General features: G+C 64.4%; 17 protein-coding genes. 10 read left to right on the top strand and 7 right to left on the bottom strand.

Going from position 1 to position 15,740, the window contains the following annotated elements; genetic code table 11:
* The first annotated feature begins 8 nt into the window (after positions 1–8).
* The 9 genes from FNL56_RS27380 (at position 9) to FNL56_RS27340 (ending at position 9,302) form a co-directional block, all read left to right on the top strand.
* Positions 9–869: an ATP-binding cassette domain-containing protein gene (locus FNL56_RS27380; protein ID WP_441351321.1), complete on the top strand. Its 861-nt coding sequence runs from the start codon at positions 9–11 to the stop codon at positions 867–869.
* An 8-nt stretch (positions 870–877) separates the two neighbouring features.
* A complete protein-coding gene (locus tag FNL56_RS27375; protein ID WP_143575937.1) occupies positions 878–1,459 on the top strand; it encodes a flavin reductase family protein in 582 nt (193 codons plus the stop codon).
* 111 nt (positions 1,460–1,570) lie between these two features.
* Positions 1,571–2,494 carry a zinc metalloprotease HtpX gene (htpX, locus tag FNL56_RS27370; protein ID WP_143575936.1) on the top strand — a complete coding sequence of 308 codons (924 nt, stop codon included), beginning with the start codon at positions 1,571–1,573 and terminating at the stop codon, positions 2,492–2,494.
* Between the two features lie 166 nt (positions 2,495–2,660).
* Positions 2,661–3,743 (top strand): catalase family protein, encoded by a 1,083-nt coding sequence (locus FNL56_RS27365; RefSeq protein ID WP_143575935.1) that lies wholly within the window; start codon positions 2,661–2,663, stop codon positions 3,741–3,743.
* A 110-nt stretch (positions 3,744–3,853) separates the two neighbouring features.
* The gene (locus FNL56_RS27360; RefSeq protein WP_143575934.1) at positions 3,854–5,035 is read left to right on the top strand and encodes an extracellular catalytic domain type 1 short-chain-length polyhydroxyalkanoate depolymerase; all 1,182 of its coding nucleotides are present in this window, start codon (positions 3,854–3,856) and stop codon (positions 5,033–5,035) included.
* Between the two features lie 73 nt (positions 5,036–5,108).
* Positions 5,109–7,280, top strand: coding sequence for a hybrid sensor histidine kinase/response regulator (locus FNL56_RS27355; protein WP_143578512.1), 2,172 nt, complete (start codon positions 5,109–5,111; stop codon positions 7,278–7,280).
* A gap of 164 nt (positions 7,281–7,444) precedes the next feature.
* Positions 7,445–7,864: a DUF1236 domain-containing protein gene (locus FNL56_RS27350; RefSeq protein WP_143575932.1), complete on the top strand. Its 420-nt coding sequence runs from the start codon at positions 7,445–7,447 to the stop codon at positions 7,862–7,864.
* A gap of 166 nt (positions 7,865–8,030) precedes the next feature.
* Complete coding sequence (locus tag FNL56_RS27345) at positions 8,031–8,999, top strand: acyl-CoA desaturase (RefSeq protein ID WP_246660823.1); 969 nt, start codon at positions 8,031–8,033, stop codon at positions 8,997–8,999.
* Between the two features lie 54 nt (positions 9,000–9,053).
* Positions 9,054–9,302, top strand: a complete 249-nt coding sequence (locus tag FNL56_RS27340) for a hypothetical protein (RefSeq protein ID WP_143575931.1) — start codon at positions 9,054–9,056, stop codon at positions 9,300–9,302.
* Positions 9,303–9,304: 2 nt separating this feature from the next.
* Here the strand turns inward: FNL56_RS27340 and FNL56_RS27335 are convergent, their stop codons facing one another.
* A complete protein-coding gene (locus tag FNL56_RS27335; RefSeq protein WP_143575930.1) occupies positions 9,305–9,985 on the bottom strand; it encodes an MBL fold metallo-hydrolase in 681 nt (226 codons plus the stop codon).
* Positions 9,986–10,043: 58 nt separating this feature from the next.
* Between FNL56_RS27335 and FNL56_RS27330 the strand changes: the two genes are divergently transcribed.
* Entirely contained in the window at positions 10,044–10,538 is a 495-nt protein-coding gene (locus FNL56_RS27330) for an MmcB family DNA repair protein (protein ID WP_143575929.1), read from the top strand.
* On the opposite strand, the gene FNL56_RS27325 is transcribed toward FNL56_RS27330, so the two are convergent.
* From FNL56_RS27325 to FNL56_RS27300, 6 genes are all read right to left on the bottom strand, one after another.
* Positions 10,539–11,093: an ActR/PrrA/RegA family redox response regulator transcription factor gene (locus FNL56_RS27325; protein ID WP_143575928.1), complete on the bottom strand. Its 555-nt coding sequence runs from the start codon at positions 11,091–11,093 to the stop codon at positions 10,539–10,541.
* 172 nt (positions 11,094–11,265) lie between these two features.
* Positions 11,266–12,309, bottom strand: coding sequence for an amino acid ABC transporter substrate-binding protein (locus tag FNL56_RS27320; protein ID WP_143575927.1), 1,044 nt, complete (start codon positions 12,307–12,309; stop codon positions 11,266–11,268).
* Between the two features lie 42 nt (positions 12,310–12,351).
* Positions 12,352–12,933 carry a L,D-transpeptidase gene (locus FNL56_RS27315; RefSeq protein ID WP_143575926.1) on the bottom strand — a complete coding sequence of 194 codons (582 nt, stop codon included), beginning with the start codon at positions 12,931–12,933 and terminating at the stop codon, positions 12,352–12,354.
* A 95-nt stretch (positions 12,934–13,028) separates the two neighbouring features.
* Positions 13,029–13,148: a DUF2474 domain-containing protein gene (locus tag FNL56_RS27310; protein ID WP_143575925.1), complete on the bottom strand. Its 120-nt coding sequence runs from the start codon at positions 13,146–13,148 to the stop codon at positions 13,029–13,031.
* Positions 13,148–14,158, bottom strand: a complete 1,011-nt coding sequence (cydB, locus tag FNL56_RS27305; RefSeq protein ID WP_143575924.1) for a cytochrome d ubiquinol oxidase subunit II — start codon at positions 14,156–14,158, stop codon at positions 13,148–13,150. Before cydB ends, FNL56_RS27310 begins: the two co-directional genes overlap by 1 nt.
* Entirely contained in the window at positions 14,158–15,561 is a 1,404-nt protein-coding gene (locus FNL56_RS27300) for a cytochrome ubiquinol oxidase subunit I (RefSeq protein ID WP_143575923.1), read from the bottom strand. Before FNL56_RS27300 ends, cydB begins: the two co-directional genes overlap by 1 nt.
* Positions 15,562–15,740 lie beyond the last annotated feature (179 nt).

The following is a 15,740-nucleotide window of genomic DNA, read 5'->3' as shown; positions in this document are numbered from 1 at the left end:
CCTTGGATATGCACATGAACCAGTCGGTCCGCCTCGCCCATATCGGCGCGCAACTGTTCGAGCCCCCCTCGGAGTTCGACGAAGCGCTGGCCGAGCGCCGCCAAGCGGTCAGGCCGAGCCCGGCCAACCGCGGCCTGTCGCTGACCATCCGCGGCCTCCGCAAATCTTTCGGCGCAAATGAAGTGTTGCGCGGCGTCGACTTGCACATTCCCGCCGGCCAGTTCGTGGCGATCGTCGGCCAGAGTGGCTGCGGCAAGAGCACCTTGCTGCGGCTGATCGCCGGCCTGGACAAGCCGACGGCAGGGACGATCAGCTTTGGCGAAGAAACCCGCCCGGAAGATATTCGCGTCATGTTCCAAGAGCCGCGACTGCTGCCCTGGGCACGCGTGCTGTCCAACGTCGAGGTCGGCCTCGGCGCCGACCGCAGCTCGGCCGATGCCCGTGCCCGCGCCGAACAGGCGCTGGGTGAAGTCGGTCTCGCCGACAAGCGCGAGCAGTGGCCGGCGGTACTGTCCGGAGGTCAAAAGCAGCGCGTCGCTTTGGCGCGCGCGCTGGTCAGCCATCCCCGCGTGCTGGCGCTGGACGAGCCGCTCGGCGCGCTGGACGCGCTGACCCGGATCTCGATGCAGCGGCTGCTCGGCCGCGTCTGGCATGACCAGGCTTTTACCTCGATTCTGGTGACGCACGACGTTTCGGAAGCCGTCGCTTTGGCGGATCGCGTGCTGGTTATTGAAGAAGGCCGCATCGCCCACGATATTAACGTCGATATCGCGCGGCCGCGGCAGCGCGGTTCGGCCGATCTGGCTGCGCTCGAAGGCTCGATCCTGCGCAATTTGATCGGCACCGGCGACGACGCCACTGACCTGTGAGACTGGAAATGAATTTAGTCGTGCGTAACATCAAGCCTGCCGATGGTGTGCCCTCCGCCGAATTCCGTGGCGCCATGCGCGCGCTGGCCGGTGGCGTCAGCGTCATTTCGGTCGGCCGCGGTAACGACATTTCCGGCATGACCGTGACGTCGGTGACCTCGCTGTCGGTCGAGCCGGCGACGCTGCTGGTCAGCGTCAACCGGCTGTCGTCGTCGTTTCCGCTGCTGCAACGCTACGGCGCGTTCGGCGTCAACATCCTCACCGCCGAACAGCTCGACATCGCCGAGCGGTTTGCCGGCAAGGGCGGGTTGAAGGGCACCGAGCGCTTTGCCGGTGCAGAATGGGTGACGCGGGCGACCGGCGTGCCGCTGCTGGTCGGCGGTCTCGCCTCGATCGAGTGCGACGTCGAGGAAGTGATCGAGCGGCACTCCCATGCCATTATTATCGGCCGCGTTCGCAGCGTGCTGATCGCCGTGCCTTCGACGGCTTTGACCTACTGGAATGGCCAGTATGTCGCGATCGACCAGAACGAGGACGCGCTTCGTCTCGCCGAGGTCAGCCTGCCTTCGCCGCGGCTTCGCGAGGTTTGATTAACTCGCCGTAACCGCGACGCGCTGCCGCATGGCGGCGTCTTGGACATCCGCTGGCGGCGTTCCCATCTGTCGGGGACGCCGTTTGCGTTTGGCGGCAGGAGGAGATCGATGAGCTATTTCAGGACCGCGATGTTGCTGGCCGGCATGACCGCTTTGTTCATGGGCGTCGGCTATCTGATCGGGGGAGCCACCGGCGCGACGCTGGCGCTGGTCGTCGCCGCTTGTACCAACCTGTTTGCCTACTGGAATTCCGACCGCATGGTGCTGTCGATGTACGGCGCGCAGCCGGTCGATGCCCGCAATGCGCCGGACCTGCATCGGCTGGTCGCAGATCTCGCGGCGCGCGCCAATTTGCCGATGCCGGCCGTCTATCTGATGGACAATCCGCAGCCCAACGCGTTCGCGACCGGCCGCAATCCGCAGAATGCCGCGGTCGCCGTGACCACCGGCCTGATGCAGCAGCTCAGCCGCGAGGAACTCGCCGGCGTGATCGCGCATGAGCTGGCCCATGTGAAGAACCACGACACGCTGCTGATGACGATCACCGCGACCATTGCCGGCGCGATCTCGATGGTGGCGCAGTTCGGCATGTTCTTCGGCGGCAACCGCAACAACAACGGTGGCCCCGGAATGATCGGCTCGATCGCGCTGATGATCCTGGCACCGCTGGCCGCGATGCTGGTGCAGATGGCGATCAGCCGGACCCGCGAATACGCCGCCGACGACATGGGCGCGCGGATCTGCGGCAATCCGATGTGGCTGGCGTCCGCGCTCGCCAAGATCGAGAACGCTTCGCATCAGATTCCCAACGAGGACGCCGAGCGTTCGCCGGCCACCGCGCACATGTTCATCATCAATCCGCTGTCGGGTCGCGCCATGGACAATCTGTTCACGACGCATCCCTCGACGCAGAACCGCATCGCCGCCTTGCAGCAACTGGCCGGGCAGCTCGGCGGTTCGACGACGGCACGCGCCGCGGTGCCCCGCGGGCCGTGGACCGGCGCATCGCGGTCGCGAGGGCCGTGGGGATAGCGGTCGTGTCACCTGCCAGTCGCACCGTGCGACGCTTCAGCAACGAGCCGTAGCGGGGCGCTGCGGTCGACGCCTTAGATTGGGAACGTTTGAGGGCAGGCATGGTTGAATCAGGCCGTTGCGCTCCGTCGTTGCCAGGTCGCCGTTTCCTCCTTCCGAGAATGCCATGTCCGTTCAGCCCGTCCGCTATAGCCCTGACGTCGAAACGCCGGAGGCCGATGAAGCCGAAACCAATAGGCAACTGACCGAGACGCTGCTGAAAATTTCCGAAATCACATGGAAAGATTCCGGTCATGCGATCCGCAGCGTGCATGCCAAGGCGCACGGCCTGCTGAACGCCGAACTGGTCATCGCCGAAGGTCTGCCGCCCGAATTGGCGCAAGGTCTGTTCGCGAAGCCCGGGCGCTATCCCGTGCTGATGCGCTTCTCCACCATCCCCGGCGACATCCTCGACGACAGCGTCTCGGTGCCGCGCGGGCTCGGCATCAAGATCGTCGGGGTCGAGGGCGATCGTCTGCCGGGGTCGGAAGGCGACACCACGCAGGATTTCCTGATGGTCAACGGCCCCGCCTTTGCGGCGCCGACCGCAAAAGCTTTTCTCGGAAATTTGAAGCTGCTGGCCGGTACCACCGACAAGGCCGAGGGCCTGAAGAAGGTGCTGTCGGCGGTGCTGCGCGGCGCCGAAGCGGCGCTGGAGGCGGTCGGTGGCGAGAGCGGCACCCTGAAGGCGCTGGGCGGTCATCCGGAGACGCACATCCTCGGCGAGACGTTCTACAGCCAGGCGCCGCTACGCTATGGCGATTACATCGCCAAGATCTCGCTGGCGCCGGTATCGCCGGAATTGACCGTGCTTCACAAGGCGCATCTCAACGTCAATGGCGTGCCCGACGGCTTGCGCGAAGCGGTGAAGGCGTTCTTCGCCGCCAACAGCGGCGTGTGGGAGCTGCGCGCGCAGCTCTGCACGGATCTGGAAAAGATGCCGGTCGAGGACTCGTCGAAAGCCTGGCCGGAACAGGAAAGTCCCTACGTGACGGTCGGGACGATCACCGCCGCACCGCAGGATTCGTGGTCGGCTGCGAATGTGAAGGCGATCGACGACGGCATGTCGTTCAGCCCGTGGCACGGTATCGCGGCGCATCAGCCGCTCGGCTCGATCATGCGCGTGCGAAAACAGGCCTACCAGAACTCTGCCGTATTTCGCGGCAGCCACAATGGCTGCCCGATGCATGAGCCGCGCCGCGCCGATTGACCGCCTCGCATTTTGTTGACGGGCAACGGGATACCAATCGCGCTTTATTTTGCAGTGCAGCAACCATATGTCAGCCTTGCTGTTATAAGCCTGTCGACTCTGGAGCTGCCATGTCCCTCGCCAAGAATATCGAATTCCTCCGCAAGCTGCCGAAAATGCCGGGCTTCAATGGCCTGGAAGGCATGACGCGTGGGTCGGCGCCGGGCAACGAAAGCCCGATCTCCGAGGTGACCGACTTCGGAAGCAATCCGGGCGACCTGCGCATGCTCGCTTACCTGCCGCCGACCATGCTGCCCAAGCCGGCGCTGGTTGTCGTGCTGCACGGCTGCACCCAGACGGCTGCGGGCTATGATACCGGCTCCGGATGGTCGGCGCTGGCCGAGCAATATGGCTTTGCCCTCCTGATGCCGGAGCAGAAGTCCTCCAATAACAGCAATACATGCTTCAACTGGTTCAGCCCCGAAGATACCGCGCGCGACAGCGGTGAAGCGCTGTCGATCCGGCAGATGATCGAGCACATGGCGCATCAGCACCAGATCGATCGCGACCGCATCTTTGTCACCGGCCTGTCTGCCGGCGGCGCGATGACATCGGTGATGCTGGCGACCTATCCCGACGTCTTTGCCGCCGGCGCGATCATCGCCGGCCTGCCGCATGGCATCGCCAACACCATGCAGGAGGCGCTGGCGGGAATGTATCGATCGCCCGCGCGCCCCGCCGCTGATCTTGGCGCGCTCGTTCGCAACGCGTCGGGTCATGCCGGGCCGTGGCCGAAGGTTTCGGTCTGGCACGGCAGCGCCGACCGCACCGTGATACCGGCGAATGCCGGCGAGATCGTCAAGCAATGGCTCGACGTCCACGGCCTGCCGCCGGCGCCGATGGCATCGGGCGATGTCGATGGCTATCCGCGGGAAGTCTGGTGGAATGCGGACGGTGAAACCGTCGTCGAATCCTATACGATTACCGGCATGGCACATGGTACGCCGCTGGCGATTGCCGGGCAGGACGAGCCCTACGGCGCCGCCGGCAAGTTCCTGCTCGAGGCCGGCATCGCCTCGACGTGGCACATCGCCCAGTTCTTTGGCCTGACCCGAAACCCCGTGCCGCGTCGCGCCGCGATCGCCAGCAAGCAGGTCGTGCCGGCCGATGCCATCGTTACGGCGCGTGCGGCGAAGAAGCCGCACCCGGAGACCGACGGACAGTTTTCGCCGCGTCCCACCGGCGGTCGCCGCGTGCTCGATATCAACGCCGTCATCACCCGCGCGCTGACGGCTGCCGGCCTGATGAAGTAGCCGTATCGCCGGATTTGCTTACGGGCAGCGCAGGGGCTAGGTTCCCGCCGTGCCTCATAGCGACTGCTGGTGAATGCCGGACCTCCACCGAAAACCGTCGTCCGACTTCCTTGCCGGTGGCGGCGAGATGGGCGCGCTGATGCGCGCTTACGACTGGGCGTCGTCGCCGCTCGGCGCGCCGCTGCTGTGGCCGCAGAGCCTGCGTACGGCAGTCCGCATCCTGCTCAACACCAACCACCCCATGTTCATCTTCTGGGGTCCGGACCTCATCCAGTTCTACAACGACGCCTATAGCCGGACGCTGGGCGACGAGCGCCACCCGTCCGCGCTGGGCGCCTGCGGCCGCGCGTGCTGGGTAGAGATCTGGCCCCTGATCGGGCCGGAGATCGAGCAGGTCATGGCAGGCGGTCCCGCCACCTGGCATGAGGATCGGCTGATCCCGACCACCCGCGACGGCCGCCTCGAGCAGATCTACTGGACCTACGGCTTCAGTCCGATCGACCTCGACGACGGGGTGGGCGGCGTGCTGGTGGTGTGCCGCGATGTCACTGCGGATCATGTCGCCGCAGAACAAGCGCGCGAACGCGAGGCGGAACTGACCCGCGTGCAGCAGATCGGGCGTATCGGCGGCCTCGAAGTCGATCTGCGCACCGGGTTCCGCAACCGCCGTTCGCCGGAATATCTGCTGGTGCACGGTCTTCCCCCGGAAGCGGCCAACGAGTCGCACGATGACTGGGTGAACCGCATTCATCCGGACGATCGCGAGGCGACCGACGCGGCCTTCAAGAATGCCGTGAAGAGCGGCGTGCGCGAATACAGCGTGCGCTACCGTATCATCCGGCCGAGCGATGGCGAGATACGCTGGATCTCGGTCAAGTCGATGATCGAGCGCGATGTGAATGGCCGCGCGCTGCGGCTGGTCGGCGCGCATACGGACGTCACCGACGAGGTCAACGCCGAACGCGCATTGCGCAAAAGCGAGGAGGAGGCGCGCGAGCTCGCCGGAAAGCTTGCCGAGCTCAACGCCACGCTCGAGCAGCGCGTCGAGGAAAAGACCCGCGAACGCGAAGCCACCGGCGTACAGCTCAAGGCGACCGAGGAGGCGCTGCGCCAGGCGCAGAAGATGGAAGCCGTCGGCCAACTGACCGGCGGCATCGCGCACGACTTCAACAATCTGCTGACCGGTATTGTCGGCTCGCTCGATCTGATGCGCGCGCGGCTGGCGAAGGGTCGCACCGAAGGCCTGACACGCTACGTCGATGCTGCGATGAATTCGGCAAATCGGGCGGCGGCGCTGACGCATCGCCTGCTGGCCTTTGCGCGGCGCCAGCCCTTGGTGCCGAAGTCGATCGACGCCAATGCGCTGGTGAATTCGCTGGAAGACCTGCTGCGGCGGACCATCGGCGAACGTCTCGATCTGGTGATCGTCGTCGCGCCGGATCTGTGGGGTACGCTCTGCGATCCGAACCAGCTCGAAAGCGCGCTGCTCAACCTGGCGATCAATGCACGCGACGCCATGCCGGACGGCGGCAAGCTCACCATCGCCACGGCGAATGCGCCGCAGGAGACGGCCCGCGCCGAGGCGCCGGTGCTGGCGCCGGGGGACTACATCTGCATCAGCGTCACCGACACCGGCACGGGCATGAGTCCGGAGGTGGTGGCGCGTGCGTTCGATCCGTTTTTCACCACCAAACCGATCGGGCAGGGCACCGGGCTCGGCCTGTCGATGATCTATGGCTTTGCGCGGCAGTCCAACGGCCACGTCTCCATCGACAGCCGGCCCGGCCGCGGCACTGTCGTGAAATTGTATCTGCCGCGTCACGATGGCGTGGCGGCTACCAATCCCGCCGCGCATCCGCGCGACGTTGCGCCCGTGGCGACCGGCGAGACCGTTCTGGTGGTCGAGGACGAGCCCGTCGTTCGCACGGTCATCATGGAAATGTTGCTCGATCAGGGCTATCGCGTTCTCGAAGCGGTGGATGGCCCCTCCGGTCTGCGGGCGCTGCTTGCGGAACCGCGCGTCGATCTGTTGCTGACGGATGTCGGTCTGCCCGGCATGAATGGCCGTCAGCTCGCCGACCAGGCCCGCGAAACGCGGCCGGAACTCAAGATACTGTTCATCACCGGCTACGCGGAAAGCGTTGTCATGGCCGAAGGTTTTCTGCTGCCCGGCATGGACATGATCACAAAGCCATTCGACCTCGACAATCTGGCTCGTCGTGTGCGCGAAATGGTGACGAAGTAACAGAGCGCGCACGAGGCCTCCCCCCACTGCCGTCCCCGCTCGCTGGCCGGGACGACAGCGAGATTCGGTGTCGAAACTAAAATCACCGAAACCCGGTAGCGGAACCATTGTGCTGCGCTGCGCTTGTCTCGGCACAATAACCAATTCAACTACTGGAGATAATCATGATACGTCGTCTTCTCGGAGCCACTGCTATCGTCGCCACGCTGGCGGTTCCCGTTCTCGCGCACGCCCAGGGCGGCGTCCCCGGCGGCATCGAGCGCGGTGCGCGTGATGGCGAGCGCGCAGCCGGCCCGATCGGTGCGATCGTCGGCGGAACGGTCGGTGGTGTTGTCGGCGGCGTCGCCGGCGTGCTCGGTGTCGATCAGCGTCCGCGCTTCCGCACCTACGTTACCGAACAGCGTCGTCCGTCCTACACCTACAGCAACGAAGTCCGCGTCGGCGTCGTGCTGCCGGGCGATGGCGTGACTTATTACGACGTGCCGCAGGAATACGGTGCTTCGGAATACCGCTACACCGTCGTCAACGGCCGCACCGTGCTGGTCGAGCCCGGTTCGCGCCGCATCGTCGAGATCGTCGAATAATCCCACGCTCCCGATCAAGAGTTCCAGCATTCAGGCCGCCTTCGGGCGGCCTGAATTGTTTCGTATGCGACGCATCGCTGCAGTGGTCACAACTCCCGTTATGACGTAAGCCTGCGTTCGGCATCACACTTTGCGGCGGGGCTCACCTGCCGGGACTCGGAGCGACGTGGCCCTCAACCGTGACCAAATCGCTGCGGCAGCCGTTCTAGAAACTCCTTCCGGCACGGCCCCGCATCGCAAGCCGATCGACCTGCCTGCGGGCGTGAAGCCCTATCGCATCGACTGGGTCAACGTTGCTGTCATCGGAACCATCCACGCGCTGGCCCTGCTGGCGCTGCTGCCGATGTTTTTCAACTGGACCGCCATCATCGTTGCCATCGTTTGCGCGCGGTTGTTCGGCCTGATCGGCATCAATATCGGCTATCACCGCTTGCTCACCCATCGTGGTTTCAAATGCCCGAAATGGCTGGAGCATTGTTTCGTGGTGATCGCGATCTGCTGCGCCGAGGATACGCCGGCGCGCTGGGTCGCCGTGCATCGCCGTCATCACGAGAAGTCCGACGAACAACCCGATCCGCACAGTCCGCTGGCCAGTTTCTTCTGGGGCCATATCGGCTGGCTGTTGGTGAAGAACCCCGATCTGTCGCGGCTCGGCATCTATGACCGCTATGCCAAGGATATCCTGCGCGATCCGTTCTACGTCACGCTGGAGCGCCACCAGTGGCAGCTCAAGATCCTGCTGATCCAGATCAACGTGTTCTTCTTCGCGGGCCTGCTGGCGGAACTGGCCATGGGTGGCACCTGGAGCGAGGCCGTGGTGTTCGCACTCAGCATTGTGGTGTGGGCGGTGTTCGTACGCACCGTGTTCGTCTGGCATCAGACCTGGGCAGTGAATTCGCTGACGCACATGTGGGGCTATCGCAGCTACGCCACCGATGAAGACAGCCGGAACAATTGGTTCGTCGGCCTGTGGGCGCATGGCGAGGGCTGGCACAACAACCACCACGCCGACCAGCGTTCGGCGCGCCACGGCCACCTCTGGTGGGAATTCGACACCACCTATCTCACCATTCGCCTGCTGGAAAAACTAGGTCTCGCCTGGGACGTGGTGCAGCCGCGGAATACCGCCCGATAGGTAAAGAGCGTTGCCTATGCAACCTTTTGCCGGGATTCTCGTTGGGCTGTTATCATGACAAAACCCGACATCTGGTATGTGGCCTTCGGCCCCGACAAATCCCTGAAATCCGATGCCAGCGCTGCCGGCACTGTTCGCACGACCAAGACCTTCAAGTCGGAAATCGATGCCAAGCTGTTCGCCAGGCAGATCGTGGCCAAGGGCTGGACGGCCACGGCGGGAACACTCAATCCGCATCAGCCAAAGCAGACCATTCCCGCCTCCAAGATCGAGGAATGGGCCGACCCGAGCTACGTCAGGTAGGCTTATGCCTCGCCGGTGAGGAACGGGTTGGTCATGCGTTCCTGGCCGACGCTGGATCCCGGGCCGTGGCCGCAGATGAAGCTGACATCGTCGCCGAGCGGCAGCAGCTTCCGCGTGATCGAATCGATCAACGTCTGATGGCTGCCGCCGGGCAGATCGGTGCGTCCTACCGAGCCCGCGAACAGCACGTCGCCGACATGGGCAAATTTCATCGCTTTGTTATAATACACCACGCTGCCCGGCGAATGACCGGGGCAGTGCAGGATATCGAAATCAAGGCCGCCGACGCTGACGCGGTCGCCTTCCTTGAGCCAGCGGTCCGGTGCGAAATTGCGCACCCCGGTCATGCCGAACCGTTCGCCACTCTCCACCACGGCATCCAGCAAAAACCTGTCGTCGACGTGCGGCCCGATGATCTCGACCTTCAGCACGTCGCGCAGTTCGGCCGCGCCGCCGACATGGTCGATGTGGCCGTGCGTCAGCCAGATCGCCTCGACATTGACGTTCGCCTTGGCAATGGCGTCCTGGATCAGCGGCACGTCACCGCCGGGATCGATCACCACCGCCTGGCGAGTGGTTTCGTCCCACAGCAGCATGCAGTTCTGCTGGAACAGGGTGACGGGAATGATGACCGCGCCTGCCGTAGCGGTGGTCTCGGTTGTGGTCTCAGTTTGCTGGCTCATCGCGCCACAATGCTGATTTTTGCGGATCAGCCAAGGGGAAATCCGCTATCATGACGGGATGGAATCGGCCGCCAATATTGCTCTCGTCCCAAAACCCGACCGCCGGCAGTCGGAGACCGCGCTGGCGATCGCGCGGGGAACCGCGCGGTGGTTGGGCTCGCTCGGTTTTTCATGTCTGAGCGAGGTGCCGCTGCCGTCGGGCCGGCGCGCCGATCTGGTGGCGCTGAACGAGCGGGGCGAGATCTGGATCGTCGAGATCAAGTCCTCGCTGGCCGATCTACGCGCCGACGACAAATGGCCGGACTACCGGCTGCATTGCGACCGGCTGTTCTTCGCCTTCACGCAGGACCTTTCCTGCGACCTGTTTCCCGGCGACACCGGGCTGATCGTCGCCGATTCCTACGGCGCGCATCTGCATTGCGAAGCGCCGGAGCACAGGCTGCCGGCCGCGACCCGCAAGGTCATGATGCTGCGCTTCGCCATTGCGGCCGCGCAGCGCCTTAACCGGCTGCACGATCCGCACGGCCACGCGGAACGATTGAAGGAAGTGTAGTCAGCGCGGCGCGCGCTTGGCCAAGATGCGCTGCAGGGTGCGGCGGTGCATGTTCAACCGGCGCGCGGTTTCCGAGACGTTGCGGCCGCACATTTCATAGATGCGCTGGATATGTTCCCAGCGCACGCGGTCGGCAGACATCGGGTTGTTCGGCAGTTCGGAGCGTTCGCCGGCGCTGGCGAGCAGAGCGGCGACCACGTCGTCGGCGTCGGCCGGTTTCGACAGATAGTCGACCGCACCCATCTTCACGGCGGTGACGGCAGTGGCGATATTGCCGTAGCCGGTCAGCACGATGGCGCGCGCATCGGGCCGCTGTAGCTTCAGCGCCGAGACAACGTCGAGTCCGTTGCCGTCGCCGAGCCGCAGGTCGACCACCGCAAAGGCCGGCGCCGACTTGCCGATATGCGCCAGACCCTCGCTGACGGAGTCGCAGGAAGTCACTGTAAAGCCGCGCGTTTCCATCGCGCGCGACAGCCGCTCCAGGAACGGCTTGTCGTCTTCCACGATCAGCAGCGAGCGATCTGGCTGGCTTGTCAGTTCGGCAATGGCGTTCACGCGTATACCCTCCATGTTCTTATGCATAGTATATGGGTTCGGAAGCCCCAGCGCCAATGGCAAGGACTTGCCGATGGCATCTTCGTGAAGAGAATGCACCTCTGTTGCGCGGTATTTTGTGCTCCAAGAACCACGGTCGCCGTTGTCGCGACCAGTTGTCGCAGATGGGCCGCTAGCGGATCGGTGGCGCGTACTGGATGCCGCCGGCGCTCCAGAGCTGGTTGAGGCCGCGCGGAATCCGCAGGTGCGAGCCGGCGCCGATATTGCGCTCATAGACCTCGCCATAATTGCCGACGCGACGGATGATGCGCGCCGCCCAGTCCTTCGACAGGCCGAGCTGTTCGCCATAGGCGCCTTCGGTGCCGACCAGCCGCATCACGTCGGGCTTTTTCGACTTCAGCGCCTCGTCGATATTCGCCGAGGTGATACCAAGCTCCTCGGCGTTGATCATGGCGTAGAGCGTCCACTTCACGATCATCATCCAGTCGTCATCGCGCTGCCGCACCACCGGCGCCAGCGGCTCCTTCGAAATGATGTCGGGCAAAATGACGTTGTCGTCGGGTTTGCCGAGCGTCATTCGCAGGGCGTAGAGCTGCGAGGCGTCGGCGGTCAGCGTATCGCACTGGCCGGAGGCATAGGCCTTGATGACGTCGTCGAGCCTGCCGAACTTCTGTTCGGTGTACTTGATGTTGTTGATGCGGAAGTAGTCCGACAGGTTCAGCGCCGTGGTGGTGCCGTCCTGCACGCAGACGCGGCTGCCGTCGAGATCGAGCGCGGAGTCGATATTGCGCCCGCGCGGCACCATGAAGCCCTGGCCGTCATAGTAGGACACAGCGGGGAAATACAGTTCGTACGAGGTCTCGCGCGACATGCTCCAGGTCGAATTGCGGCTGAGGATATCGACCTTGCGGCTCTGCAATTCCTTGAAGCGGTCGCTGGCGTCGAGCGGCACGAAGGTCACCTTCTTCGCATCGTCGAAGATGGCGGCGGCGACCGCGCGGCAGAAATCGACGTCGAAGCCGGTCCAGTTACCCTGCGCGTCAGGCGTCGAGAAGCCGGGCAGGCCGGTGTTGACGCCGCACAAGACGGCATCTCGGCGGATCGTGCGTTTCAGCGTCTTGGTGTCATAGCGTTCATAGGTGATCGCCGCGGCAGCCACGATTGCGGCGGCGACCAGACCGATTGCCAGCCCGCTGAGAAAAGTACGTTTGATCATCAAGGGTGCTCACCGATATCGGGGGAATGTCGGGCGATGTGCCTACAGCTCGGGCCTTTGCCGCACGATCACCTTGGTGCCCACCGGCACGCGATCGTAGAGGTCGGCGACGTCGGCATTGACCAGCCGGAAGCAGCCGGAGGAAATCGCGGTGCCGATCGTATCGGGCTGGTTGGTGCCGTGGATGCGGTAGACGGTGGCGCCGAGATAGAGCGCGCGGGCGCCCATCGGATTGCCCGGCCCGCCGGCCATGAAACGCGGCAGATAGGGTTGTCGCGCAATCATCTCCGGCGGCGGGGTCCAGTCCGGCCATTCGGCCTTTCGCGAGATCTTCAGCAGGCCCTGCCAGGTAAAGCCGTCGCGGCCGACCCCGATGCCATAGCGCAGCGCGCGGCCATTGCCCTGCACGACATATAGATGCCGCTCCGCCGTCGAGATGATGATGGTGCCGGGCGGCTCGGTGGTGCGGTACAGCACCATCTGCTTCTGGAATTCCGGATCGAGCTGCACGGATTCATCGGGGATGAGCCCCGGTTCGTCGCCGCGGTCGGGCTGCTGCGCAAAAGCGGAGCCGGAGAGGATCATGCCGGCAACGACGAGTGAAAGCGCGCGTGACAAAGACATTTTCGCAGATCTCCGGGCGGCAATATGAGGCTACTTACCACGGTCACAGCAATGGAACCAGAGCGTGCCGCTTGTGGCAACGGCCGCGCCAGCCGCTACTTGATCCATAGCCGGATGCCGTAACCCACGATCGCCACCGTCCCAACGCCGCCGGCCCATAGCACCACGAACCACAGCAGGCGTTGCGCCAGCGGGCGCTGCGGCGCCGTCGACATCAGTGATACCCCGCGCCGGCCTTCACCTTGCCGCGAAACACGTAATAGGCCCAGGCGGTATAGCCGAGGATCAGCGGCACCAGCACGGCGACGCCGAAGCTCATGAATATCAGGCTGTTGTCGGGCGCGGCCGCCTGCCAGATCGTGATCGAGTGCGGCACGATATAGGGCCACATGCTGATCCCCAGCCCGGCATAGGACAGCGCGAACAGCGCGAGCGACAGAAAGAACGGCTGGTAGTCCCGCTTGGCAGCGAGCGCGCGCAGCAGCAGCAGCGTCACCGCGGCAACCGCGACTGGTACCGGCGCGGTGGCCAGGATATTCGGCCAGGCGAACCAGCGCGCGGCATATTCGGCGTTGAGAAACGGCGTGGCGATACTCACCGCGCCGATCGCGCCCAGCATCGCGAACAGCAGCCACCAGCACAGCCGATAGGCGCGGTCGCGCAACTCGCCTTCGGTCTTCAGCACTAGCCAGGTGGCGCCGAGCAGGCTGTAGCCGACAACCAGCGCGAAACCCGTCAGCACGCTGAACGGCGTCAGCCAGTCCCACCAGCCGCCGCCATAGTGTCGGCCGCTGACGACGACGCCCTGCAGGATGGCACCAAGCGCCACGCCCTGCGCCAACGTCGCCAGCGCCGAGCCGCCGGCAAAGGCGATGTCCCACAAATTGCGCTGGCTTCGGGTGCGCCAGCGGAATTCGAAGGCGACGCCGCGAAACACCAGCCCGAGCAGCATGACGATGATCGGCGCATACAGCGCCGGCATCAGGACGGCATAGGCCAGCGGAAATGCCGCCATCAGCCCGCCGCCGCCGAGCACCAGCCAGGTCTCGTTGCCGTCCCACACCGGGGCGACCGTATTCATCATCACGTCGCGGTCTTCCTTTTTCGGGAAGAGCGGAAACAGCATGCCGAGCCCGAGGTCGAAGCCGTCCATCACGACATAGACGAAGACCGCAAAGGCGATGATGAAGGCCCAGACCGTGGCGATATCGATCATGCCGGTCATCATGTTTGTCCTTCGCTGACCTGTTGCGCGGGCGTTATGCCGGCGGCCCGCACCGGCGCGTCGCCCCGCGGGCCGTGTTCGCCGTGACGCGGCGGCTCGGCCATCAGCCGGAAAATGTAGATGGTGCCGGCCGCGAAGACGATGAAGTAGACGATGATGAAGGCTATCAGCGACGATCCGACCGCGGGGGCAGCCAGTGGCGACGCGGAATCGACCGTCCTCAGCAGGCCGAACACGGTGAACGGCTGTCGCCCGGTCTCGGTCGTGATCCAGCCCGCCAGCACCGCAACGAATCCGGCCGGTCCCATCGCCATGGCGAAGAATTGCAGGAAACGCGACTGATACAGCTTCCCGCGCCAGCGCATCATCAGGCTCACGAGGCCGAGTGCGAGCATCAGGAAACCTATTCCTACCATCACGCGGAACGACCAGAAGGTGACCGGCACCGGCGGCCAGTCTTCCCGCGGCACGGTGTCGAGCCCGGCGAGTGGCGCGTTGAGATCATGTTTGAGGATAAGCGACGACAGTTTCGGAACCTGCAGCGCATAGTCGACCCGCGCCTCCTTCTGGTTCGGCAGGCCGAACAGAATCAAGGGCGCGCCGTCCGGGTGACTCTGATAGTGGCCCTCCATGGCCATCACCTTGGCCGGCTGGTGCTCCAGCGTGTTGATGCCGTGCAGGTCGCCGGCGAAGATCTGCAGCGGTGCGATCAAAGTGGCCATCCACATCGCCATCGAGAACATCGTGCGGGGGCCGGCGCGACGGTGGTCGCGTATCAGGTGAAACGCGCCGACCGCGCCGACCACCAGCGCCGTGGTGAGATAGGCCGCCAGCACCATGTGGACGAGGCGATAGGGGAACGACGGATTGAAAATCACCTTCCACCAGTCGGTGGCGATGAATTGCCCGACGTCGTTGATCGCGTAGCCGGCCGGCGTCTGCATCCATGAATTCGCCGACAGGATCCAGAAGGCTGAAATCAGCGTGCCGATCGCCACCATCAAGGTCGCCAGGAAATGCAATTTGTGACCGACACGCTCAAGCCCGAACAGCATCACGCCGAGGAACCCGGCCTCGAGAAAGAACGCGGTCAGCACCTCATAGGCCATCAACGGGCCGATCACCGGCCCGGTCTTGTCCGAGAAGACCGACCAGTTGGTGCCGAACTGGTAGGACATCACGATGCCCGACACCACGCCCATGCCGAAAGCGACGGCGAAGATCTTGAGCCAGTAGTTGAACAGGTTGATGAAAACTTCGCGGCCGGTCCAAAGCCACAAAGCCTCCAGCACCGCGAGATAGCTGGCAAGCCCGATCGAGAACGCCGGGAAGATGATGTGAAAAGACATCGTGAACGCAAATTGCGCCCGCGCCAGCATGATCGCGTCCCAGCCTTCGAACATCGCGTCACCCGTTCTGTCATGGCAGGCGGAGCGATACCACGGGAAGCGTCGCGATCCTACACAGGCTGAGGTGGACAGATTGTCTAGGGGACGACGTATTGATGCCGAAATGCTGTCGCCTCCGCCGTCATTGCGAGGAGCGAAGCGACGCAGCAATCCAGAGCCACCAGAGGAGACTG

The sequence above is a fragment of the Tardiphaga sp. vice304 genome (assembly GCF_007018905.1).
GTDB lineage: Bacteria > Pseudomonadota > Alphaproteobacteria > Rhizobiales > Xanthobacteraceae > Tardiphaga.
Note: the sequence above shows the minus strand (reverse complement) of the source record. Positions and strands in the feature narration are given on the sequence as shown.